The organism is Rhodococcus sp. G-MC3 (assembly GCF_030063335.1).
Lineage (GTDB): Bacteria > Actinomycetota > Actinomycetes > Mycobacteriales > Mycobacteriaceae > Rhodococcoides.
In genome coordinates this window covers 1-17,451 of record NZ_JASISW010000041.1, presented here as the reverse complement: position 1 = coordinate 17,451, position 17,451 = coordinate 1, and the positions used below count along the sequence as shown (strand labels likewise).

At 61.2% G+C, this 17,451-nt stretch carries 14 protein-coding genes; 6 read left to right on the top strand and 8 right to left on the bottom strand.

The features are described from left to right. Window positions 1-271 precede the first annotated feature (271 nt). The 3 genes from gluQRS to QMK17_RS25330 all read left to right on the top strand — a co-directional run bounded on the left by gluQRS (window position 272) and on the right by QMK17_RS25330 (window position 3,388). Window positions 272-1,132 (top strand): tRNA glutamyl-Q(34) synthetase GluQRS, encoded by an 861-nt coding sequence (gene gluQRS, locus QMK17_RS25340; protein ID WP_283512056.1) that lies wholly within the window; start codon window positions 272-274, stop codon window positions 1,130-1,132. Between the two features lie 38 nt (window positions 1,133-1,170). Beyond that, the gene (locus QMK17_RS25335; RefSeq protein WP_283512055.1) at window positions 1,171-1,920 is read left to right on the top strand and encodes a queuosine precursor transporter; all 750 of its coding nucleotides are present in this window, start codon (window positions 1,171-1,173) and stop codon (window positions 1,918-1,920) included. 493 nt (window positions 1,921-2,413) lie between these two features. After that, window positions 2,414-3,388, top strand: coding sequence for a TIGR00341 family protein (locus QMK17_RS25330; protein ID WP_283512054.1), 975 nt, complete (start codon window positions 2,414-2,416; stop codon window positions 3,386-3,388). Window positions 3,389-3,454: 66 nt separating this feature from the next. Here the strand turns inward: QMK17_RS25330 and QMK17_RS25325 are convergent, their stop codons facing one another. Further along, window positions 3,455-5,350, bottom strand: a complete 1,896-nt coding sequence (locus tag QMK17_RS25325; RefSeq protein ID WP_283512053.1) for an alkyl/aryl-sulfatase — start codon at window positions 5,348-5,350, stop codon at window positions 3,455-3,457. Window positions 5,351-5,651: 301 nt separating this feature from the next. Here QMK17_RS25325 and QMK17_RS25320 point away from each other — a divergent pair, with 301 nt between their 5' ends. Further along, the gene (locus QMK17_RS25320) at window positions 5,652-6,380 is read left to right on the top strand and encodes a MerR family transcriptional regulator (protein WP_283512052.1); all 729 of its coding nucleotides are present in this window, start codon (window positions 5,652-5,654) and stop codon (window positions 6,378-6,380) included. Here QMK17_RS25320 and tgt read toward each other — a convergent pair. The 6 genes from tgt to QMK17_RS25290 form a co-directional block, all read right to left on the bottom strand. Further along, a complete protein-coding gene (gene tgt / locus QMK17_RS25315; protein WP_283512051.1) occupies window positions 6,377-7,618 on the bottom strand; it encodes a tRNA guanosine(34) transglycosylase Tgt in 1,242 nt (413 codons plus the stop codon). The two genes, QMK17_RS25320 and tgt, sit on opposite strands and share 4 nt — an antisense overlap. Before the next feature lie 82 nt (window positions 7,619-7,700). Further along, window positions 7,701-9,701 (bottom strand): ABC transporter ATP-binding protein, encoded by a 2,001-nt coding sequence (locus QMK17_RS25310; protein ID WP_283512050.1) that lies wholly within the window; start codon window positions 9,699-9,701, stop codon window positions 7,701-7,703. Next, a complete protein-coding gene (locus tag QMK17_RS25305) occupies window positions 9,698-11,428 on the bottom strand; it encodes an ABC transporter ATP-binding protein (RefSeq protein ID WP_283512049.1) in 1,731 nt (576 codons plus the stop codon). The genes QMK17_RS25310 and QMK17_RS25305 overlap by 4 nt, the downstream gene beginning before the upstream one ends. 83 nt (window positions 11,429-11,511) lie before the next feature. Further along, window positions 11,512-13,818 (bottom strand): MMPL family transporter, encoded by a 2,307-nt coding sequence (locus tag QMK17_RS25300; protein WP_283512048.1) that lies wholly within the window; start codon window positions 13,816-13,818, stop codon window positions 11,512-11,514. Window positions 13,819-13,829: 11 nt separating this feature from the next. After that, a complete protein-coding gene (locus QMK17_RS25295) occupies window positions 13,830-14,462 on the bottom strand; it encodes a TetR/AcrR family transcriptional regulator (protein ID WP_283512047.1) in 633 nt (210 codons plus the stop codon). 93 nt (window positions 14,463-14,555) lie between these two features. Beyond that, window positions 14,556-15,011 (bottom strand): RrF2 family transcriptional regulator, encoded by a 456-nt coding sequence (locus tag QMK17_RS25290; protein ID WP_283512046.1) that lies wholly within the window; start codon window positions 15,009-15,011, stop codon window positions 14,556-14,558. Between the two features lie 210 nt (window positions 15,012-15,221). Here QMK17_RS25290 and QMK17_RS25285 point away from each other — a divergent pair, with 210 nt between their 5' ends. Next, window positions 15,222-16,130, top strand: coding sequence for a sterol desaturase family protein (locus QMK17_RS25285; protein ID WP_283512045.1), 909 nt, complete (start codon window positions 15,222-15,224; stop codon window positions 16,128-16,130). Here QMK17_RS25285 and QMK17_RS25280 read toward each other — a convergent pair. Then, on the bottom strand, window positions 16,111-16,803 hold the full coding sequence (locus QMK17_RS25280; protein ID WP_283512044.1) for a YceI family protein: 693 nt from the start codon (window positions 16,801-16,803) through the stop codon (window positions 16,111-16,113). The two genes, QMK17_RS25285 and QMK17_RS25280, sit on opposite strands and share 20 nt — an antisense overlap. Window positions 16,804-16,948: 145 nt before the next feature. On the opposite strand from QMK17_RS25280, the gene QMK17_RS25275 reads away from it, so the two are divergent. Then, window positions 16,949-17,314: a hypothetical protein gene (locus tag QMK17_RS25275; protein ID WP_283512043.1), complete on the top strand. Its 366-nt coding sequence runs from the start codon at window positions 16,949-16,951 to the stop codon at window positions 17,312-17,314. Window positions 17,315-17,451: the final 137 nt, after the last annotated feature.

Genomic DNA, 17,451 nt, shown 5'->3' with positions numbered 1-17,451 from the left:
GGAAAGACCCTGGTCAACAACCCCACCGACACCACATCCGACAGCCGACGATCCGAGACCGGTTTCACCCATCCGCTACGAGGCACAACTCATCATACCTCGAAGGTCCTTAACTGAACGGTATTGGGCTTAGGACGGGCTCGGTGGGGTTCGACTGTTTTCGGACGATGAAACGGTGATGTCGGTTGCTGCCGAGACCAACGATGACGGTGTCGAAGTCTGCGCCTACGCACCATCGAAGCCGGCTGAGGACCCGACTAACCTGAAGGACATGCCCGCCGGACGCTTCGCCCCGAGCCCATCGGGTGACCTGCATCTGGGCAACCTGCGCACCGCGCTGCTCGCGTGGCTGTTCGCCCGGACCACCGGCCGCGGATTCATAATGCGTATCGAGGACCTCGACCGGGTCAAATCGGGCGCCGAGGCGAGGCAACTCGCAGACCTGCGGGCCATCGGCCTGGACTGGGACGGACCCGTCGTCCGGCAGTCCGAACGCACCGCTCTCTATGACGACGCCATCGACCGCCTCACCGCAGCGGGCATGACCTACGAGTGCTTCTGCACGCGTCGGGAAATTCTCGAAGCACCGTCGGCGCCCCATGCCCTTGGCGGCGCCTACCCCGGCACCTGCCGTGGCCTCTCCCCTGTAGAACGATCAGCAAAAACCCGTCCGCCGGCACTCCGACTGAAGTCCGACGTGACCGAATTCTCGATCACCGACATGATCCATGGGCAGTTCAACGGTCAGGTCGACGATTTCGTGCTGCGCCGCGCCGACGGAGTGGCCGCCTACAACCTTGCAGTGGTGGTCGACGACGGTGAGCAGGGCATCGACCAGGTGGTGCGCGGCGACGACCTGTTGGCGTCATCTCCTCGTCAGGCATATCTTTCGTCGTTGCTCGAATTGCCGACTCCGACATACGCACACGTGCCGCTGGCACTGAACTCCCAGGGCAAGAGGCTCGCCAAGCGAGACGGTGCGGTCACCCTCGCCGACCAAGCTGCAATGGGCCTCGGGCCCCACGACGTACGTCGAATGCTGGCGGAGTCGTTGGAGCTGGACCCGTCAGACCTGCTCGGCACATTCGACCCCGCCCGACTACCCACCACACCCTGGATATTCGAGACATAACAGACATCGATTCGGACCTGGGGTTTCACCGTGTTTGGATGAACCACGTGACAGCTCAGAATTCCGACGACAAACCCGATTCCGTAGCGCAATTTGCGCACGTCAGCCGTGGTTACTATCCGACAATCGTTGCCTTGTTCACGGCGACCCTGATCATCTCGAATGTGACAGCGAGCAAAGGCGTCGCTTTCTTCGGTGGGAGCGATGTCTTTCTCGGCCCGTTCCAGGTGCTACCGATCAACACCGACGGCGCTTTCTTCCTCTTCCCCCTCGCCTACATCCTCGGCGACGTCCTCAGCGAGGTGTACGGCTTCAAGGCGACGCGACGGGCTATCTACCTGGGCTTCGGCTCGATCATCCTCGCCGCGCTGTGCTTCTGGATCGCGATCGAACTACCATCTGCCAGCTTCTACGAGAATCAAGATTCGTTGGAGGCCGTCGTCGGAGTCGTTCCGCGACTCGTCCTTGCCGGCCTCGCGGGCTACGTCGTCGGGCAGCTGTTGAATTCGCTCGTCCTGGTGGCCATCAAGGAGCGGACCAAGGAGAAGCATCTTTGGGCGCGTCTGATCGGCTCGACGATCGTCGGTGAGTTCTTCGATACCCTGATTTTCTGCTCCATCGCGGCAGGCGTCATCGGCATCACGACGTGGGAAGACTTCATCAACTACGTCATCGTCGGCTTCATCTGGAAGACACTCGCCGAGATCCTGGTCATGCCCATCACATACTGGGTCATCGCCTACATCAAGAAGCGCGAGCCCAGCTATCGGGAGTCCGTCGCGGTCTAGACAGCTCAACCCGAATTTCCGAACTCCCACTCCAGGCCCGGCCGACTACCTCGGCCGGGCCTTTTGGTGCCTACCTGCCGAGCCGTTGCCTTCTGAGCCGTTGTCTACTGAGCCCCTGGCAAATGACATGTTCCGTGTCGGGCTACCCGAACGTTCGCGCCCAACTCCGGCCCTAGTCCGGCACTGGTCTACATAAAAGCGCAGATCAACTACCTCGTCGAGGCCGTCTCCCATGCCCTCGCTCGCAGAAGCGTCTGTTACGTCTCCGATACCGCGATGCCGGTCATTCCGTGTTGCTGCCTCCGGCGCACCGCACAACACTCCACAACAGAAAACCAGGTGCGGACAGAACAGTCACTGCTTTCGGTACACCATCCAAAATGGGTGAGATCGACGCGACGAGAAGCGACCGGTCCACATTGTGCTGCCGTCGGACTACGCTGTGGCTCAACGAAAGCGACGTCCAACAGATTCGCCGACAGGATGTGGGCCGATGTTCACAGCAGTCATTCCCCCGGGCCAACAAAGAACCCTCGCGGAACTGCGAGATCGCATCGACATCTCGACGGGCGATCGCGGGGCGAAACGCTCGGCATTCTGGGTCATGTTGATCCTGTCGGCTGTGATCGCCGTGGCGGGAGTGGTGAGCGATTCGACGGCAACCGTCATCGGCGCGATGATCGTAGCGCCTTTGTCCACCCCGATCCTCGGTGTCGGATTGGGCATCACCACAGGGCACAGCAAGTCGATTGCGCTCAGCCTCTTCTACGTCTTTGCCGGATTGATAACGGTCGTATCTCTCGGCGTGCTGTTCGCACAGATACTACCCAGTCCCACAAGCGTTCTCAACAACTCCCAGGTGCTTGGCCGCACCTCACCTACGCTGATGGACTTGATCGCGGCGGTGGCTACCGGTCTGGTCGGTGCCATCGCGATAGCGCGACGTGACGTCGGAGATGTACTGCCCGGCGTGGCCATCGCCATCTCGCTGGTCCCTCCACTCGCGGTGGTAGGGGTGTGTCTCGGTTCTGGATCGGTTTCGTTGGCAGCCGGGGCTTTGGTGTTGTTCGCATCGAACGTCATCGCCATGATCATCACTGCGACAATCGTTTTCATCGCCGCCGGATATGCACGCGAATCCGAAGCAGCTACTGGCAACCACCGGCGCCGGGCGTATGCCGTACTGGCGATGGCACTGGTCGTCGTCTCCGTTCCTATGGTTGTCAATTCATTGTCCACGCTCTGGGCGCAGCAGGTGTACGCCCTCGCCGACGATTGGCTCGCCGACATTCCCGACGCCGAAGTTACCGCGGTGAACTGGCAGGGCGGTACGGCGACGGTTTCGGTGTTGGGCCCCGCAACACTGCCCCCGATGACCGAATTGGAAGATTCCGTAGATGCGATCATTCCATGGAATACCGACGTCCAGGTTGTGCACACGTACGGCGCGCGCGTCGGACCGAATTGACTGCTCGCCCTGCTCCGAGCAACGCGGCTTCAGAGCACAGGCGAACTTCAGAGCACAGGCGGACTCTTACGGTGTGACTATGGCAAAATCAGGATCCGGCGCATCGAGGTAGCCGGTGAGTTCGACAAGAAGGCTGATGTCACCGTCAACCTGCACTCTGCCATCGGACATCATTTCGCCGAGATCGGCGCCGCCGAACAACAATCCGATGAGATCAGGATGCGTCAGATGGAAGGTCGCGCCGGCTTCCTCGGACACAGAAGCAACGTTCCAGTGCACAAGAAGTCCGTTTCTCAGCGAGGTGCGGTGCACCAGATCGCCATCGGTGATGTGCCAATCGAGCACGATGTTCGCAGTCCACGCCTGCGGACCGTTGACCCGAAGTGCGATCGCGTCGAACACTTGGTCCACGGTGAGCGCCGCCATGATGTCCGCCGAAGCTGCTGTCGTCGGTGTTCCCACGGAGCCGTTGCGTAGCTCGTACGCACCCATCAGGTAGAAATTGCGCCACGTACCGTTCTCGGAGCCGAAGCCCAGTTGTTCGAGGGTGTCTGCCTGCAATGCACGCGCCTCGGAGTTCTCCGGATCGGCGAAAAGCACGTAGTTCACTACCTGCGCAACCCATCGAAAGTCCCCTTCCTCGAACGATACTCGCGCTTTACGCAGCACGGCGTCCGCGCCACCCATGAACTCCACATGGCGCACGGCAGATTCGACAGGGGGGTGCTGCCACAAAGTGGACGGATTGCCATCGAACCACCCCATGTAACGCTGGTAGATGGCTTTGACGTTGTGACTGACAGAGCCGTAGTAACCGCGTGTGTGCCACACTCCCGCGATCGCAGGCGGCAGTTCGATATCCTCGGCGATCTCGATGCCGGTGAAGCCTTGATTCAAGCGTCGTACTGTCTGATCGTGCAGGTATCCGTACAAATCTCGCTGCACCGACAGAAATTCTGTGAGCCGCTCGGTTCCCCAGGTCGGCCAATGGTGCGATGCGAAAAGAACGTCGGAATCCGCGGCGTACAGATTGATCGCCTCGGTGAGATACTTCGCCCATTCATGTGGATCGCGAACGAGCGCGCCGCGGAGCGTGAGCAGATTATGCAATGTGTGCGTGGCATTCTCCGCCATGCACAGGGCACGCAGATCGGGGAAGTGGAAATTCATCTCGGCCGGCGCTTCGGTGCCCGGGGTCAGATGGAATACGATGCTCACCCCGTCGACGACTTCGGTCTGCCCGGTCCGATCGATGGACACGGTCGGTGAAATCAACGTTGGCGTGCCCGTCGACGTTGTTTGTCCGAGACCCGCTCCCACCGACCCGACCGGCCCCCGAGGCAGAGCCGCGCCGTACATGTAGGCAGCACGGCGAGCCATAGCCGTACCGGCATAGACATTTTCGTCTACAGCATGGCCAACGAAGTCTGCCGGCGCGAGAATCGGACATCTGCCCGCCTCGACATCGGCAACGGTGGTGACACCTTTGATGCCGCCGAAGTGGTCAATGTGGCAGTGCGAGAGAATTACCCCGGTCACCGGTCGGTCACCACGGTGACCGCGGTACAGCGCAAGGGCAGCGGCCGCTGTCTCGGGCGAGATCAGCGGGTCGATGACGATGACGCCTCGATCACCCTCCACCAGTGTCATGTTCGACAGATCCAGACCACGAACCTGGTAGACCTTGTCGCACACCTCGAACAAGCCTTGCTTTGCGCACAATTGCGATTGCCGCCACAGACTCGGATGAACGGTGGGTGGGCAGTCATCGTCTAAAAAGGCGAAGGAGTCGCAGTCCCACACCACCGCTCCCTCGTCATTCGTGATCGAGCCAGGGTCCAGTTCCAGGATGAGACCCCGCGCAGCGTCCTCGAAATCTTGCCGGTCGGAGAAGGGCGGTGAACTGACCGCTTCAGCATTCACGGCCTGGCGAGTGTTGGACTTCGGAGCCTCGACGGCCATGGGTTTCCCTTCGGTGCTTGCTCGGCGGTCGAGTTCTCGACCGTATTCCAGTCCCTACGCCCCAGATCACGGTCGTACCGCCGGCGGATCCAGTACGAACGAAGTGGGGATCAACTGCTGTGTGCCACCGGCAAGGAAGAGAACGAACGAGCGAAGTTGTCGCCTGACCTTTCACCGAGGGCTGATGCTGCACCTCGAACGGTAGGCGCCGACGATTGCCTTTGTCCTCGTCCGATGGGGGTGAACTCGGCGCTGGTCGGTATCGTGTAGGAAAGAACGTCGTCTGCGGAAGGACCATCGGGTGGAGTATCGGATCGACGATCTTGCCCATGCAGCCGGCACGACCACCCGGAACGTCCGCGCCTACCGTGAGCGAGGACTGCTGCCTCCTCCGGAAAAGCGCGGACGCGTCGGGATCTACGGTGACACGCACCTCGCCCGGCTCCGGCTGATCGACATCCTGCTGCAGCGTGGATTCACCACCTCGCACATCGGTGACTTCATCTCGGGCTGGGAGAACGGCAAGGACCTCGCCGAGGTTCTCGGCCTGCAGAACGCGCTGACCGAGCAGTGGGCAAAAGACGACACCGTGGAAATCCCACTGGCGATCGTCGGCGAGTTCCTCGGCGACAGCGATCAGCTGACCAGGATGGAGGCACTCGGCCTCGCACGTGTCGAAGGTGACACCTGCATCTTCACCGACCCGGAACTGCTGCAGGGTTTCTCGTCGCTCGCCGAATACGGATTCACCATCGGGCAGTTGATCGACGTTCACGAACGCATTCACACGGCAGTGGACGGCATCGCCAAGGACATGATTCGTACCGCCAAAAAACACATCGTCGACAAGCATGGCGATGGGTGGCTGCCGGGCGAGACCGAGGTGGGCGCCACCGCGGACATGCTGGTGAACATGCGAGAGCTCGCGGTGCACTCGGTGAACGCAATTCTCGCCCGCACGCTCGACGAAAACTTGCAGCGCGAACTCGGGGACTACCTTGTCGAGGCAATGAAAAGAACTGGCCGCTAGACCTTCTTGCTCGCATAGAATCGTCCGAGGAACTCGTCCTTGAATTCGTAAAACGTCCCCTGCTCGATGGACGCTCGGATGTCGTCGACCAGCTTCACTGTGAACCGCTCGTTGTGGATGGTGCACAACGTCGACGCCAGCATTTCCTTGGCCTTGAACAGGTGATGAATGTAGGCCCTGGTGTAGTTCGCGCAGGTGTAGCAGTCGCAGTTCTCGTCGATCGGCGTGAAGTCCCGACGATGCTTGGCGGTGTTGATGTTGAATCGTCCCGTCGGAACATAGATCGCCGCGTTGCGCGCCACGCGTGAGGGATTGACGCAGTCGAAGGTGTCGGCGCCGTTCTCGATGGCGGTGAAGAAGTCGTCCGGCTCACTGATTCCGAGCATATGACGCGGTTTGTGTTCCGGCAGTTCCTCGTTGACCCAACGGGTGATCGTGCCGAGGTTCTGCTTCTCGAGCGCCCCGCCGATGCCGTAGCCGTCGAACCCGCGGCCCGTCTCGCCGGTGATGGTCTCCAGATCGTGTGCCGCCTTGCGCCGCAGGTCCTCGTACTGCGCGCCCTGCACCACTCCGAACAACGCCTGATACGGCTTCCCGACGCGTTCCGCCGTGAGTCGCTCGTGCTCGAGCACGCATCTGCGGGCCCACGACTGAGTCCGGTCGACCGACATCTCCTGGTAGCCGCGAGTATTCATCAACGTCGTGAGCTCGTCGAACGCGAACATGATGTCGGCGCCGAGCCGGTGCTGGATCTGCATCGACACCTCGGGAGTGAAGCGGTGCTTGGAACCGTCGAGATGGGATGTGAAGGTGACGCCGTCGTCGTCGACGTGCGCGAGTCGTTCTTTGCCCTCGGCGATGACGTCGTCGGACTCCACGCGGCTCGCGTCCATCGAGATGACCTTCTTGAAGCCCACTCCGAGCGACATGACTTGGAAGCCGCCGCTGTCGGTGAACGTCGGGCCTGCCCAGTTCATGAACTTGCCGAGGCCACCGGCCTCGTCGACGATGTCCGAGCCGGGCTGAAGGTAGAGGTGGTAGGCGTTGGCGAGCACCGCCTGCGCACCGAGGTCCTTCATCGCCTCGGGCAGAACCGCCTTGACCGACGCCTTGGTGCCGACGGCGATGAACGCGGGGGTCTCGATATCACCGTGTGGGGTGTGGATTGTGCCGGATCGGCCGAGCCGATCCTCCAGACGGGTGCCGATGCTGAAGAAGGGGTCGTTCGGATTGCTCACTGGCCCAACCTTAGGCGCTTCGCGCACGTGAGTGGAAATACGTCGCCTGGGACGTATTTCCACTCACGTGCGGCGGAGCCGCTCAAGCGAACTGCGACGAATACAACCGGTTGTACGGACCGCCCGCGCCGACGAGCGAATCGTGGTTACCCTGCTCCACGATGTGCCCGTCTTCCATGACGACGATGAGGTCGGCGTCGCGGATGGTCGAGAGACGGTGCGCGATGACGAAGCTGGTGCGGTCGTTGCGCAGCGCCGCTGTTGCCTTCTGCACCAGCAGCTCGGTGCGGGTATCGACGGAGCTGGTTGCCTCGTCGAGAATTAGAATCAGTGGCTTGGCCAGATACGCGCGGGCGATGGTGATGAGCTGCTTCTCGCCGGCGCTGACGTTGTTACCTTCCTCGTCGATGAGGGTGTCGTAACCGTCGGGCAGCGAGTGCACGAACTTGTCGACATGACTGACGCGGGCAGCTTCGAGAATCTCCTCCTCGGACGCCTTCGGGTCGCCGTATGCGATGTTGTCGCGGATGGTGCCACCGAAGAGCCAGGTGTCCTGCAGCACCATTCCGGTGCGCTCGCGGAGTTCGTCGCGCGACATGTCCCGTGTGTCGACGCCGTCGACGGTGATTCGCCCTGAGTCGATGTCGTAGAACCTCATGACGAGGTTCACGAGTGTCGTCTTGCCTGCGCCCGTCGGACCCACGATGGCGACGAGGTGTCCCGGCTCGGCGACGAGCGAAAGATTCTCGATCAACGGCTGATCCTCGCGATAACGGAACGACACGTCCTCGAACGCGACGCGGCCGTTCTTCGTCGACGGAATCACCGGCTTCACGGGATTGGGTAGTTCGTCGTCGGCGTCGAGCAGATCGAAAATTCTCTCCGCCGAGGCCACACCGGACTGCACCAGGTTCACCAACGCACCGACCTGAGTGAGGGGCTGGGTGAATTGGCGCGAATACTGAATGAACGCCTGCACCTCACCGAGACTCAACGTTCCCGACGCGACCCGAAGGCCACCGACGACCGCAATGACCACGTAGTTGATGTTCCCGAGAAACATGATGGCGGGCATGATCATTCCGGAGATGAACTGTGCCCGGTAGCTCGATTCGAACAGCTTGTTGTTGCGCTCCCCGAACTCGCGTTCCACTTCGGCCTGGCGACCGAATGCCTTGACGAGCTCGTGTCCGGTGTAGGTCTCTTCGATCTGGCCGTTGAGTTTCCCGGTGTACTTCCACTGATCGACGAAGTGCGGTTGCGACCGTTTCGCGATCATTACGGTCACGAGGAACGAGGCGGGAACCGTCAGCACGGCAACGAGAGCCAACAGCGGTGAGATCCAGATCATCATGCCGAGAATTCCGAACACGGTCAGCACACCGGTGATCAGCTGGCTCAGTGTTTGTTGTAGAGCAGTGGAGACGTTGTCCACGTCATTGGTCACTCGGCTGAGCAGTTCGCCGCGGGTGCGGGAGTCGAAGTACTTCAAGGGAAGTCGATGAATCTTGCGTTCGACACTGTCGCGAAGATTGCGAATGGTGCGCTGAAGCGCGATATTCAGAATGAACCCCTGTGCCCAGGCTAGCACCGACGATATGACGTACAACGCCAACACGAACAGCAATACACGACCGACCGCACCGAAATCGATCCCGACACCCGGTGTGACGTCCATTCCGGAGACCAGGTCCGCGAATGTGCCCTGCCCCTGCTGCCGAAGATCGTCCACAGCTTGCCCTTTGGACACTCCCGCCGGCAGCTGGTTGCCGATTACTCCGTTGAAGATCAAGTTGGTGGCGTGACCGAGGATGTTCGGCGCTGCGACTGTGAGCACCACACTCGCCACCGCGAACACGAGCATGATGCTCAGCAGCAACTTCTCGGGCTTCAACAGGCCGATCAGGCGTTTGAGCGACGGTTTGAAGTTCAGTGCCCTGGTACCGGGCACGCGTGCGGCTGGAGTAGGGGGGCCGGCCTTCGGTTCGGCAGGCGCATCGGTCGTGGCCGTCGCACCGGACTGGGCTGGAAGATCGGACTGGGCAGACGCGTCGGTCCCGGCGGCGATATCAGGCTTGGTCATGACGCTGCCACCGCGTGCTGCGAATCGACGATTTCCGCGTAGGTCGGGCACGTGGCTATCAGCTCACTGTGTGTTCCGAGTCCAACGGGTTTACCGTCGTCGAGAACGAGAATCTGGTCGGCGTCGACGATGGTCGAGACACGTTGGGCGACAACGATCATGCTTGCATCCTTCATGACCGGTTTCAGCGCGGCGCGGAGCTCCGAGTCGGTGGTGAGATCGAGGGCGGAGAAGGAATCGTCGAACAGATACACACTCGGCTTACGAACCAGCGCGCGCGCGATGGCCAGTCTCTGCCGTTGGCCACCGGAGACGGTGGTGCCGCCCTGCGATACCTCGGTCTCGAGCCCGTCGGGCATCTTGCGGACGAAGTCGGCACCCTGAGCGATCTCGAGTGCCTCCCAGAGTTCGGCATCGGTGGCATCGGATTTGCCGTAGCGCAGGTTCGAGCCGATGGTGCCCGAGAACAGGTACGGCTTCTGCGGAATCAACCCTATTTCCGCTCGCAGGGAGTCGATATCGAGTTCCCTGATGTCGGTTCCGCCCACGAGTACCTGACCGGCGGTGACGTCGATGAGCCGCGGGATCAGGTTGATCAGGGTCGACTTTCCGGATCCGGTGCCGCCGATGATCGCGGTGACTTTGCCGGGTTCGGCTCGGAAATTCACTCCACACAGAACCGGATACTCGGCTCCGGGGAAAGAGAACTCGGCGTTCCGCAGTTCCACGACGCCCGGATCGAACGCGAAAGGCTTGGGGTCGACCGGCAAGACCACCGAAGACTCGGTCGCCAGCACTTCGCTGATCCGGTCGGCACACACCGACGCGCGCGGCACCATCATCGCGATGAACGACGCCATCATGACGGACATCAGGATGAGCATGATGTAGCTCAGAAGCGCGGTGAGTGAGCCGATCTCCATGGTGCCGTTGTTGATCGCGTGCCCACCGAACCAGATGACGGCAACGCTTGTCACGTTGGAGATCAGCATGACCGTCGGGAACATCAAGGCCATCAGCCGACCGACTCGTAGTGCCGCTTCGGTGAGCGAGTCGTTGGCGACGGCGAAACGATCGATCTCGTTTCGTTCGCGAACGAAGGCCCTCACGACGCGAATGCCGGTGATCTGTTCTCGTAGTACACGGTTGACAGAATCGATCCGCACCTGCATCGAGCGGAAGCCGGGGACCATCCGAAACACGATGAAGCCCATCGCTATCGCGAGGCCCGGCACGGCGATCAGGAGGATCCATGACAGCCCCAGATCCTCTCGCAGAGCCATCACCACCCCGCCGATGCACATGATCGGCGCCATCACCACGATGGTGAATCCCATGACGATCAGAAGCTGCACCTGCTGAACGTCATTGGTGTTTCGGGTGATCAGTGACGGAGCGCCGAACTGCCCGACTTCACGCGCCGAGAAGGTCCCGACGCGATGAAGGATCGCGCCGCGAAGGTCCCGGCCAGCGCCCATCGCCGCTTTCGCACCGATCAGGACAGCCGCGACCGAGCAGATGATCTGCACGAGCGAGACCAGCAACATCCATCCGCCGGTGGTCAGGATGTAGCCGGTGTCTCCTCGGGTGACACCGTTGTCGATGATGTCAGCGTTGAGACTCGGCAGATACAGCGAAGCAGCCGTCGCCACCAACTGCAACGCAGTCAGTCCGGCGATCGCACGCTTGTACGGCGCGAGGTAGGTCTTGAGCAGCGGGATCAGCATGATCGCCGAAGATTACTCATACACATGACTTACAGTCTCCATATTTTTGCGAGTGAACTTCAATCTTCGGCCATCACACTAGGTCAAACGTTTGCGGGCACCTTCGGTTCCGCCGTCTTCAGCTTGGCACCTTCGATGTCGACGTTCGGCAGGATCTTGTCCAGCCACGTCGGCAGCCACCACGCCTTGTCGCCGAGCAATGCCATCACCGACGGAATGATGACCATGCGGACAACGAATGCATCGAAGAACACGGCTGCTGCAAGTGCGAAGCCTATCGACTTGATGAACGAGTCCGGCTCGGCCATGAACGCCGCGAAGACGGAGATCATAATGATCGCGGCCGACGTCACCACCCGCGCGCCGTACTTGAATCCGTTGACGACGGCGTCCTTTGCCGGCGTGCCATGCACGAATTCCTCACGCATTCGCGAGACCAGAAACACCTGGTAGTCCATTGCGAGTCCGAACACCACACCGATCAGGAAGATCGGCATGAAGCTGACGATCGGTTGCGGATTGCTGATCAGGCCGAGTCCACCTTCCTGGAAGATGAACACGGTGGCGCCGAACGTCGCGAGAACGCTGAGCAGGAACCCGACTGTCGCTGTCAGCGGTACGAGGATGGATCGGAACACCACCATCAAAAGGATGAAGGCCAACCCGACCACCACTGCGAGGTAGGGAACGAGAGCGTTCTGCAGTCGCTCGGAGACGTCGAGTTCGAGGGCAGTCTGCCCGGTCACGCCGTAGCTGACGCCAGTACTTTCGGCCACGCCGGATTCAGCGGCACGAAGGTTGGCGACGAGATCCTTGGTCTCTTGACTGTTCGGACCGCTCGATGGAGTGATCAGTATCTGAGCGGTGTCGCCCGCTTCGTTCACGGCCACGATCTGGGCGTTGGCGACATCGTCTTCCTCGTAGATCGCGTCGATCACCTTGCCGAACCCGGCTGTGCGATCGGCATCGGGCAGATCCGTGGCGTCGGCGATGGTCAGAAGTGGACCGCTCTTGCCGGGTCCGAATCCTTCTTGCTCCAAGTCGTATGCCTTGCGAACCGACGTCGCTGGATCCGATGTCGCGATGCTCGGTAGCGCGAGGGACAGCCCTGTTGCCGGTCCGGCGATGACGCCGAGGAGAACGATGCCGCCGATGAGGCCGATCGCGGGACGCTTGACCAGTAGGCGGGCCCAGCGCAGACCGTTGGTCGGCTTCGCGTTCGGATCCTCGGGATCGGTCGAGTTGATGAACCCGAGCTTGCCGGCGAAGGCCTTGCCCTTGTACAGCCCCAGCATTGCGGGAAGGAAGGTCAGGGCGATCAACACAGCGATCAACACGGCAAAGGCGGCCGCAAGTCCCATCTGCGACAGGAACGGGATGCCGACGACGCGGAGCGCGACCAGTGCGATCAAGACCGTCGCACCGGCGAACACCACTGCCGAACCTGCAGTTCCGACGGCTCGTCCGACGGCGTCTTCGCGGTCGTCGGTCAGCGTCAGTTCGTGCCGATATCGAGCGAGAATGAACAGCGAGTAGTCGATGGCGACGGCCAAGCCGATCATGATCGCGAGGACGGGAGTGAACGTCGACAGATCGGCGAACCCGGACGCAGTGGTGATTGCCAAGCTACTGACGCCGATGCCGACGATGGCGGTGATGAGGGGCAAACTTGCCGCCGCCGCCGAGCCGAACATGATGAGCATGACGATGGCCGCAACGGCCAGACCGACGAGTTCCGAAGATCCACCCGGCGGTGCGGAACTCTGTGCGACGCTACCGCCGAGTTCGACTGTCAGACCCGCGTCGCGGGCAGGCTGGGCGGCCGCGTCGAGATCGGAACGCAGGTCGTCGGTGACATCGGCCAGGTCGACCGAGATCGGGACATCGAGCGTACCGATGTTGCCGTTGGGGCTGAGCGGTGAGAGTGCTGCTGCATTGGCGGCGGCCACATCAGGCGCCGTTCCGTCGTCCGCGGCGGCCTTGTTGTACTGATCGACGATCGAGGTGTTGCCGGCCACTGGATTCGCCAGAGGCTTGGCGCCCCCTGGCTTGGCGGCGGCATCGACGTCGTCGATCTTGTCGATGTCGGCGATTGTCGCGTCGATCGCGGCGAGGTAGGCCGGAGTGTCGAGACTCTGACCGTCCGGCGCCTTGAACACGTACTGGCCGGACACCGCACTCAGCGGATCTTCGGTCCCGCCGAAGCGCTCACTCTGGAGGTCGAGGGCAGACTGCGCCGGCGTGCCGGGGATGTTGAACGAGTTGGCAGTCGGTCCGGACAGCGTTGCTGCCCCGATGCCCGCGAGGACGAGGATCGCCAACCACAGGGCAAGTACCAACCCTTTTCGCCGGTAGGCGAACTTTCCGATCCGATACAGGTAGGTGGCCACAGCAGGACTCCTCAGTTGGTTTTCGGTTCGCGCGGGTCGGGCAGGCCGGCCTGCAGTTGGTCGAAGGCGTCTTCGACGAGCTGTTTCGGCGAAAGGCCCATTTTTTGATCGTTGTTCCACAGAGTCAGCGCAGCCGAGACCGCGTTTCCGACGGCAACCTGCAAGAGGTTCGGATATAGATCTCGGTCGATGTCAGTGCCGGTGCGCTCGGCGATGGCCTCACCGAGAACGCGTGTCAGCGAGTGGTGAACTTCCAGCTTTCTCGCCATGACACCTGGATTGGCCTCGACCAACTGGGCGACGGCGAATGTTTCGGCGAGATCCCGCTCGGGATCGGTGATGATGGTGACGGCCACGTGCCGGAGAGAAACCCAGATGGGCTCGTCGCCCGGTCGTGCACGAAGGATCTCGAACCATTCGAGCGCAGACGCCTCGACGTGGTGCAGGACTGCTTCTTCTTTGTTGGCGAAGTAGTTGTGGAACGTGCGTGTGGAGACGCCCGCTTCAGCCGCGATGGCATCGGCGGTGACAGCGTCCAGTCCACGCACCTTGGCGAGTTTTACGGCGGCAAGGCCGAGAGCATCGCGCGTTGCAGCCTTCTTTTGATCACGAAGGCCGGATGGATGTGCAGTCACAAACTCCAAAGTACGGAATTTGCATGATTCTGCAAGATTGCAGAGATATGCAAGTTTGTCGATTGCATCACACTGCACTGAGCAAGGTGTGACGCGTCACTGTCAGCGCCGCGTCCACGCTTCAGGGTCGGCTATCAGTTCGGAGACGAACGGAGGCAGATCCCCGTCCACTATGTCCGCCAGAAACACCCCTTCGAGCACCGCGCGCATGTTCGCTCGTACAGCGAGCCATACGAGCTGCAGAGGTTTGGCTGGGCCCGGATAGTCGACATCCTCCGGCCGCTGGCCGCGCACCGATGCGAGCGGGCCTTCTACCGCACGAACGATGTCGGCGACGGAAATCTCAGCAGGAGGTCGCGCCAGCCAGTATCCGCCGTCGGGTCCGCGCCTGCTACGCACCAGATCTGCTCGTCGAAGATCGGACAACACCGATTCTAGGAACTTGTGAGGAATGTTCTGCGCACCGGCAAGCGCTTCCGCTTTACCCGGGAGCCCGCCAGCGGCCGCAAGTTCGATCAGAGTGCGCACGGCATAGTCCGCCTTCGCGGTAATGTGCACGGCGAGCTCCTTCGGTGGGTGTTGCTAATTCCTACCATTCTAATAGGAAATACGCGAATCGCCCCTGCGCTGCGGAACTTGCCGATCAGCAGAACTCCCCCAGTCGGAGCGAATGCCCCATTCGGTCCCACAACGGAGCGAAGCGCTATGGCTCGGATCACAATCTAGCGTTACACTAAGCATCCAAGTGTCACGCAAAGGAGCGGTCGGATGTTCGCGTGGATGGAAGCTGCCTGGAACACACTCCCGGAACCACTGCGCGATCCGGTAGCTCTGGCGATCCCCGCGTTCGCCCTGCTGCTGGCGATCGAGTGGTTCGCCGCCGCCAAACTCGAGGACGGTGCCAAAGGTAGCTACACAGGCTCGGATGCTCGGGCGAGTCTCGGCATGGGCCTCGTGTCGATCGCGACGACCACAGCATGGAAGTCACTCGCGCTCATCGGTTACACCGCGCTCTATGTGTACGTCGCGCCGTGGCATCTTCCTGCCGAAGCCTGGTACACGTGGGTCATTCTGATCCTGGGTGTCGACATTCTCTTCTACTCTTATCACCGCATCGCCCACCGAACTCGAATCATCTGGGCGACACATCAGGCTCACCATTCGAGTGAGTACTTCAATTTCAGCACTGCGCTTCGGCAGAAATGGAACAACAGCGGCGAGATTGTCATGTGGCTTCCGTTGCCACTGTTGGGAATTCCGCCATGGATGGTGTTCGTCGGGTTCTCCGTCAACCTGGTGTACCAGTTCTGGGTACACACGGAACGGATCGACAAGCTCCCCCGCGCTTTCGAGTTCGTCTTCAACACTCCGTCGCACCATCGCGTCCACCACGGGCGGGATCCGCAGTACCTCGACAAGAACTACGGCGGCATCTTCATCATCTGGGACCGCATCTTCGGCAGCTACGCCGACGAGATCGAACGCCCACACTACGGCTTGACCAAGTCCGTGCAGACGTTCAACATCTGGACCCTCCAAACACACGAATACCGCTCCATCGCAAGGGACGTAGCGGCATCGCAGTCATGGAAGGATCGGCTCGGTTTCATTCTCGGCCCGCCGGGATGGGCGCCGAGCGGTGCGAGAACGAGGGAAACTACTCCGAGTTCAAGTTGATCAGGAAGTCAACAGATCCCGAACCCTGCACAGTGACGAAGCCCAGTGAGGGCGGCTCGATTCCGTAGTCGGTCCATGTCGTCGGGATGCTTCCCGATGCGATCAGACTGTCACCGGATTGCAGTATTTCCATCTCGACGGAGACTGGTCGCGACTGGTCCTTCAACGTCAGTGTTCCCTCTGCGGTGACGGTCGACGTCGTTCCGTCCTTGGGGAGAGAGGACAGGTCGACGGGTGAGTCGAAGGTGAACGTCGCCGTCGGGTACGTCGCGGTGTCGAAGATGTTGCCGCGGAACTGATTGTCACGGCGATCGCTGTCAGTGGTGATCGAACCCGTCTGGACCGTCACCTCACCTGCGGTGAGTGAATCGCCTGCGATCGTCACATCGCCACTGACCTCGGCGGTGCTTCCGACGACGGTGACGTCAGCGCCGTTGAGAACCTCGGCCACGGTGTACCCCGCAGCCGTCGTGTTCGACGCATCGCCTGGCACGATCGTCCACGTCCCGTCGATGTCGTCGGTGGATGCGGCTTGTGCTCCCGATGTCGAGACTGTCGCTGCAGGCGCGTCGCTGTCGGCGAAGAATTTGCCATACGCCCATGGACCCACGGTCAAGCCGAGCGCGACCAGCACGACGACGATTGCGCCTACCATCCACCATTTCTTTTTCATGCCTGCCGATGTTAGTTGCACCTTCAAGTCAATGGGGGATCTCGCGGCTGTCAAGTTGCTGAGAGATTTGTCCGTATCGCAATGCTCGGGCGGATCGGATCGTGAACTGGAATGATCGCAAGATCTACCGAGGCGGTGAGCGGCGATGCCCGATGATCTGAATGTGCTGCATCTTGCTGTCGGCGTTGCTGCGACCGCGGCAGGGGCGGTGCGCGGAGTCGTTGGGTCACTCGCACGGCTGCCGGGTCTGAAATCACCGATCGCCGCGCTGACACATCGCGGCCAGCGAACGATCGCCACCACAACCACCCTCGCCGACGCGCTCCTCCGCGCGACCATAGTCAAGATCGTCGCCGCTGCACTGGACGAAGTCGACCTGACCCGGCTCATCCGCGAGAACGTGGACATCGACTCCATCGTCGAAGGCGTCGATCTGGACCTAGCTGTCTCCAGAGTCGACCTCGACCTAGCTGTCTCCAGAGTCGACCTCGACCTAGGGCGTGTCTCCTAAAGGGTTATGCGGCGCGACCACAGGAAGACCGCATGTAGGAGCGCACCCGCCCGATACGTCAACGCCAGTTTGTCGTACCGGGTGGCAAGTCCTCGCCACTGTTTGACGGCATTGAAGGAACGTTCGACTACATTGCG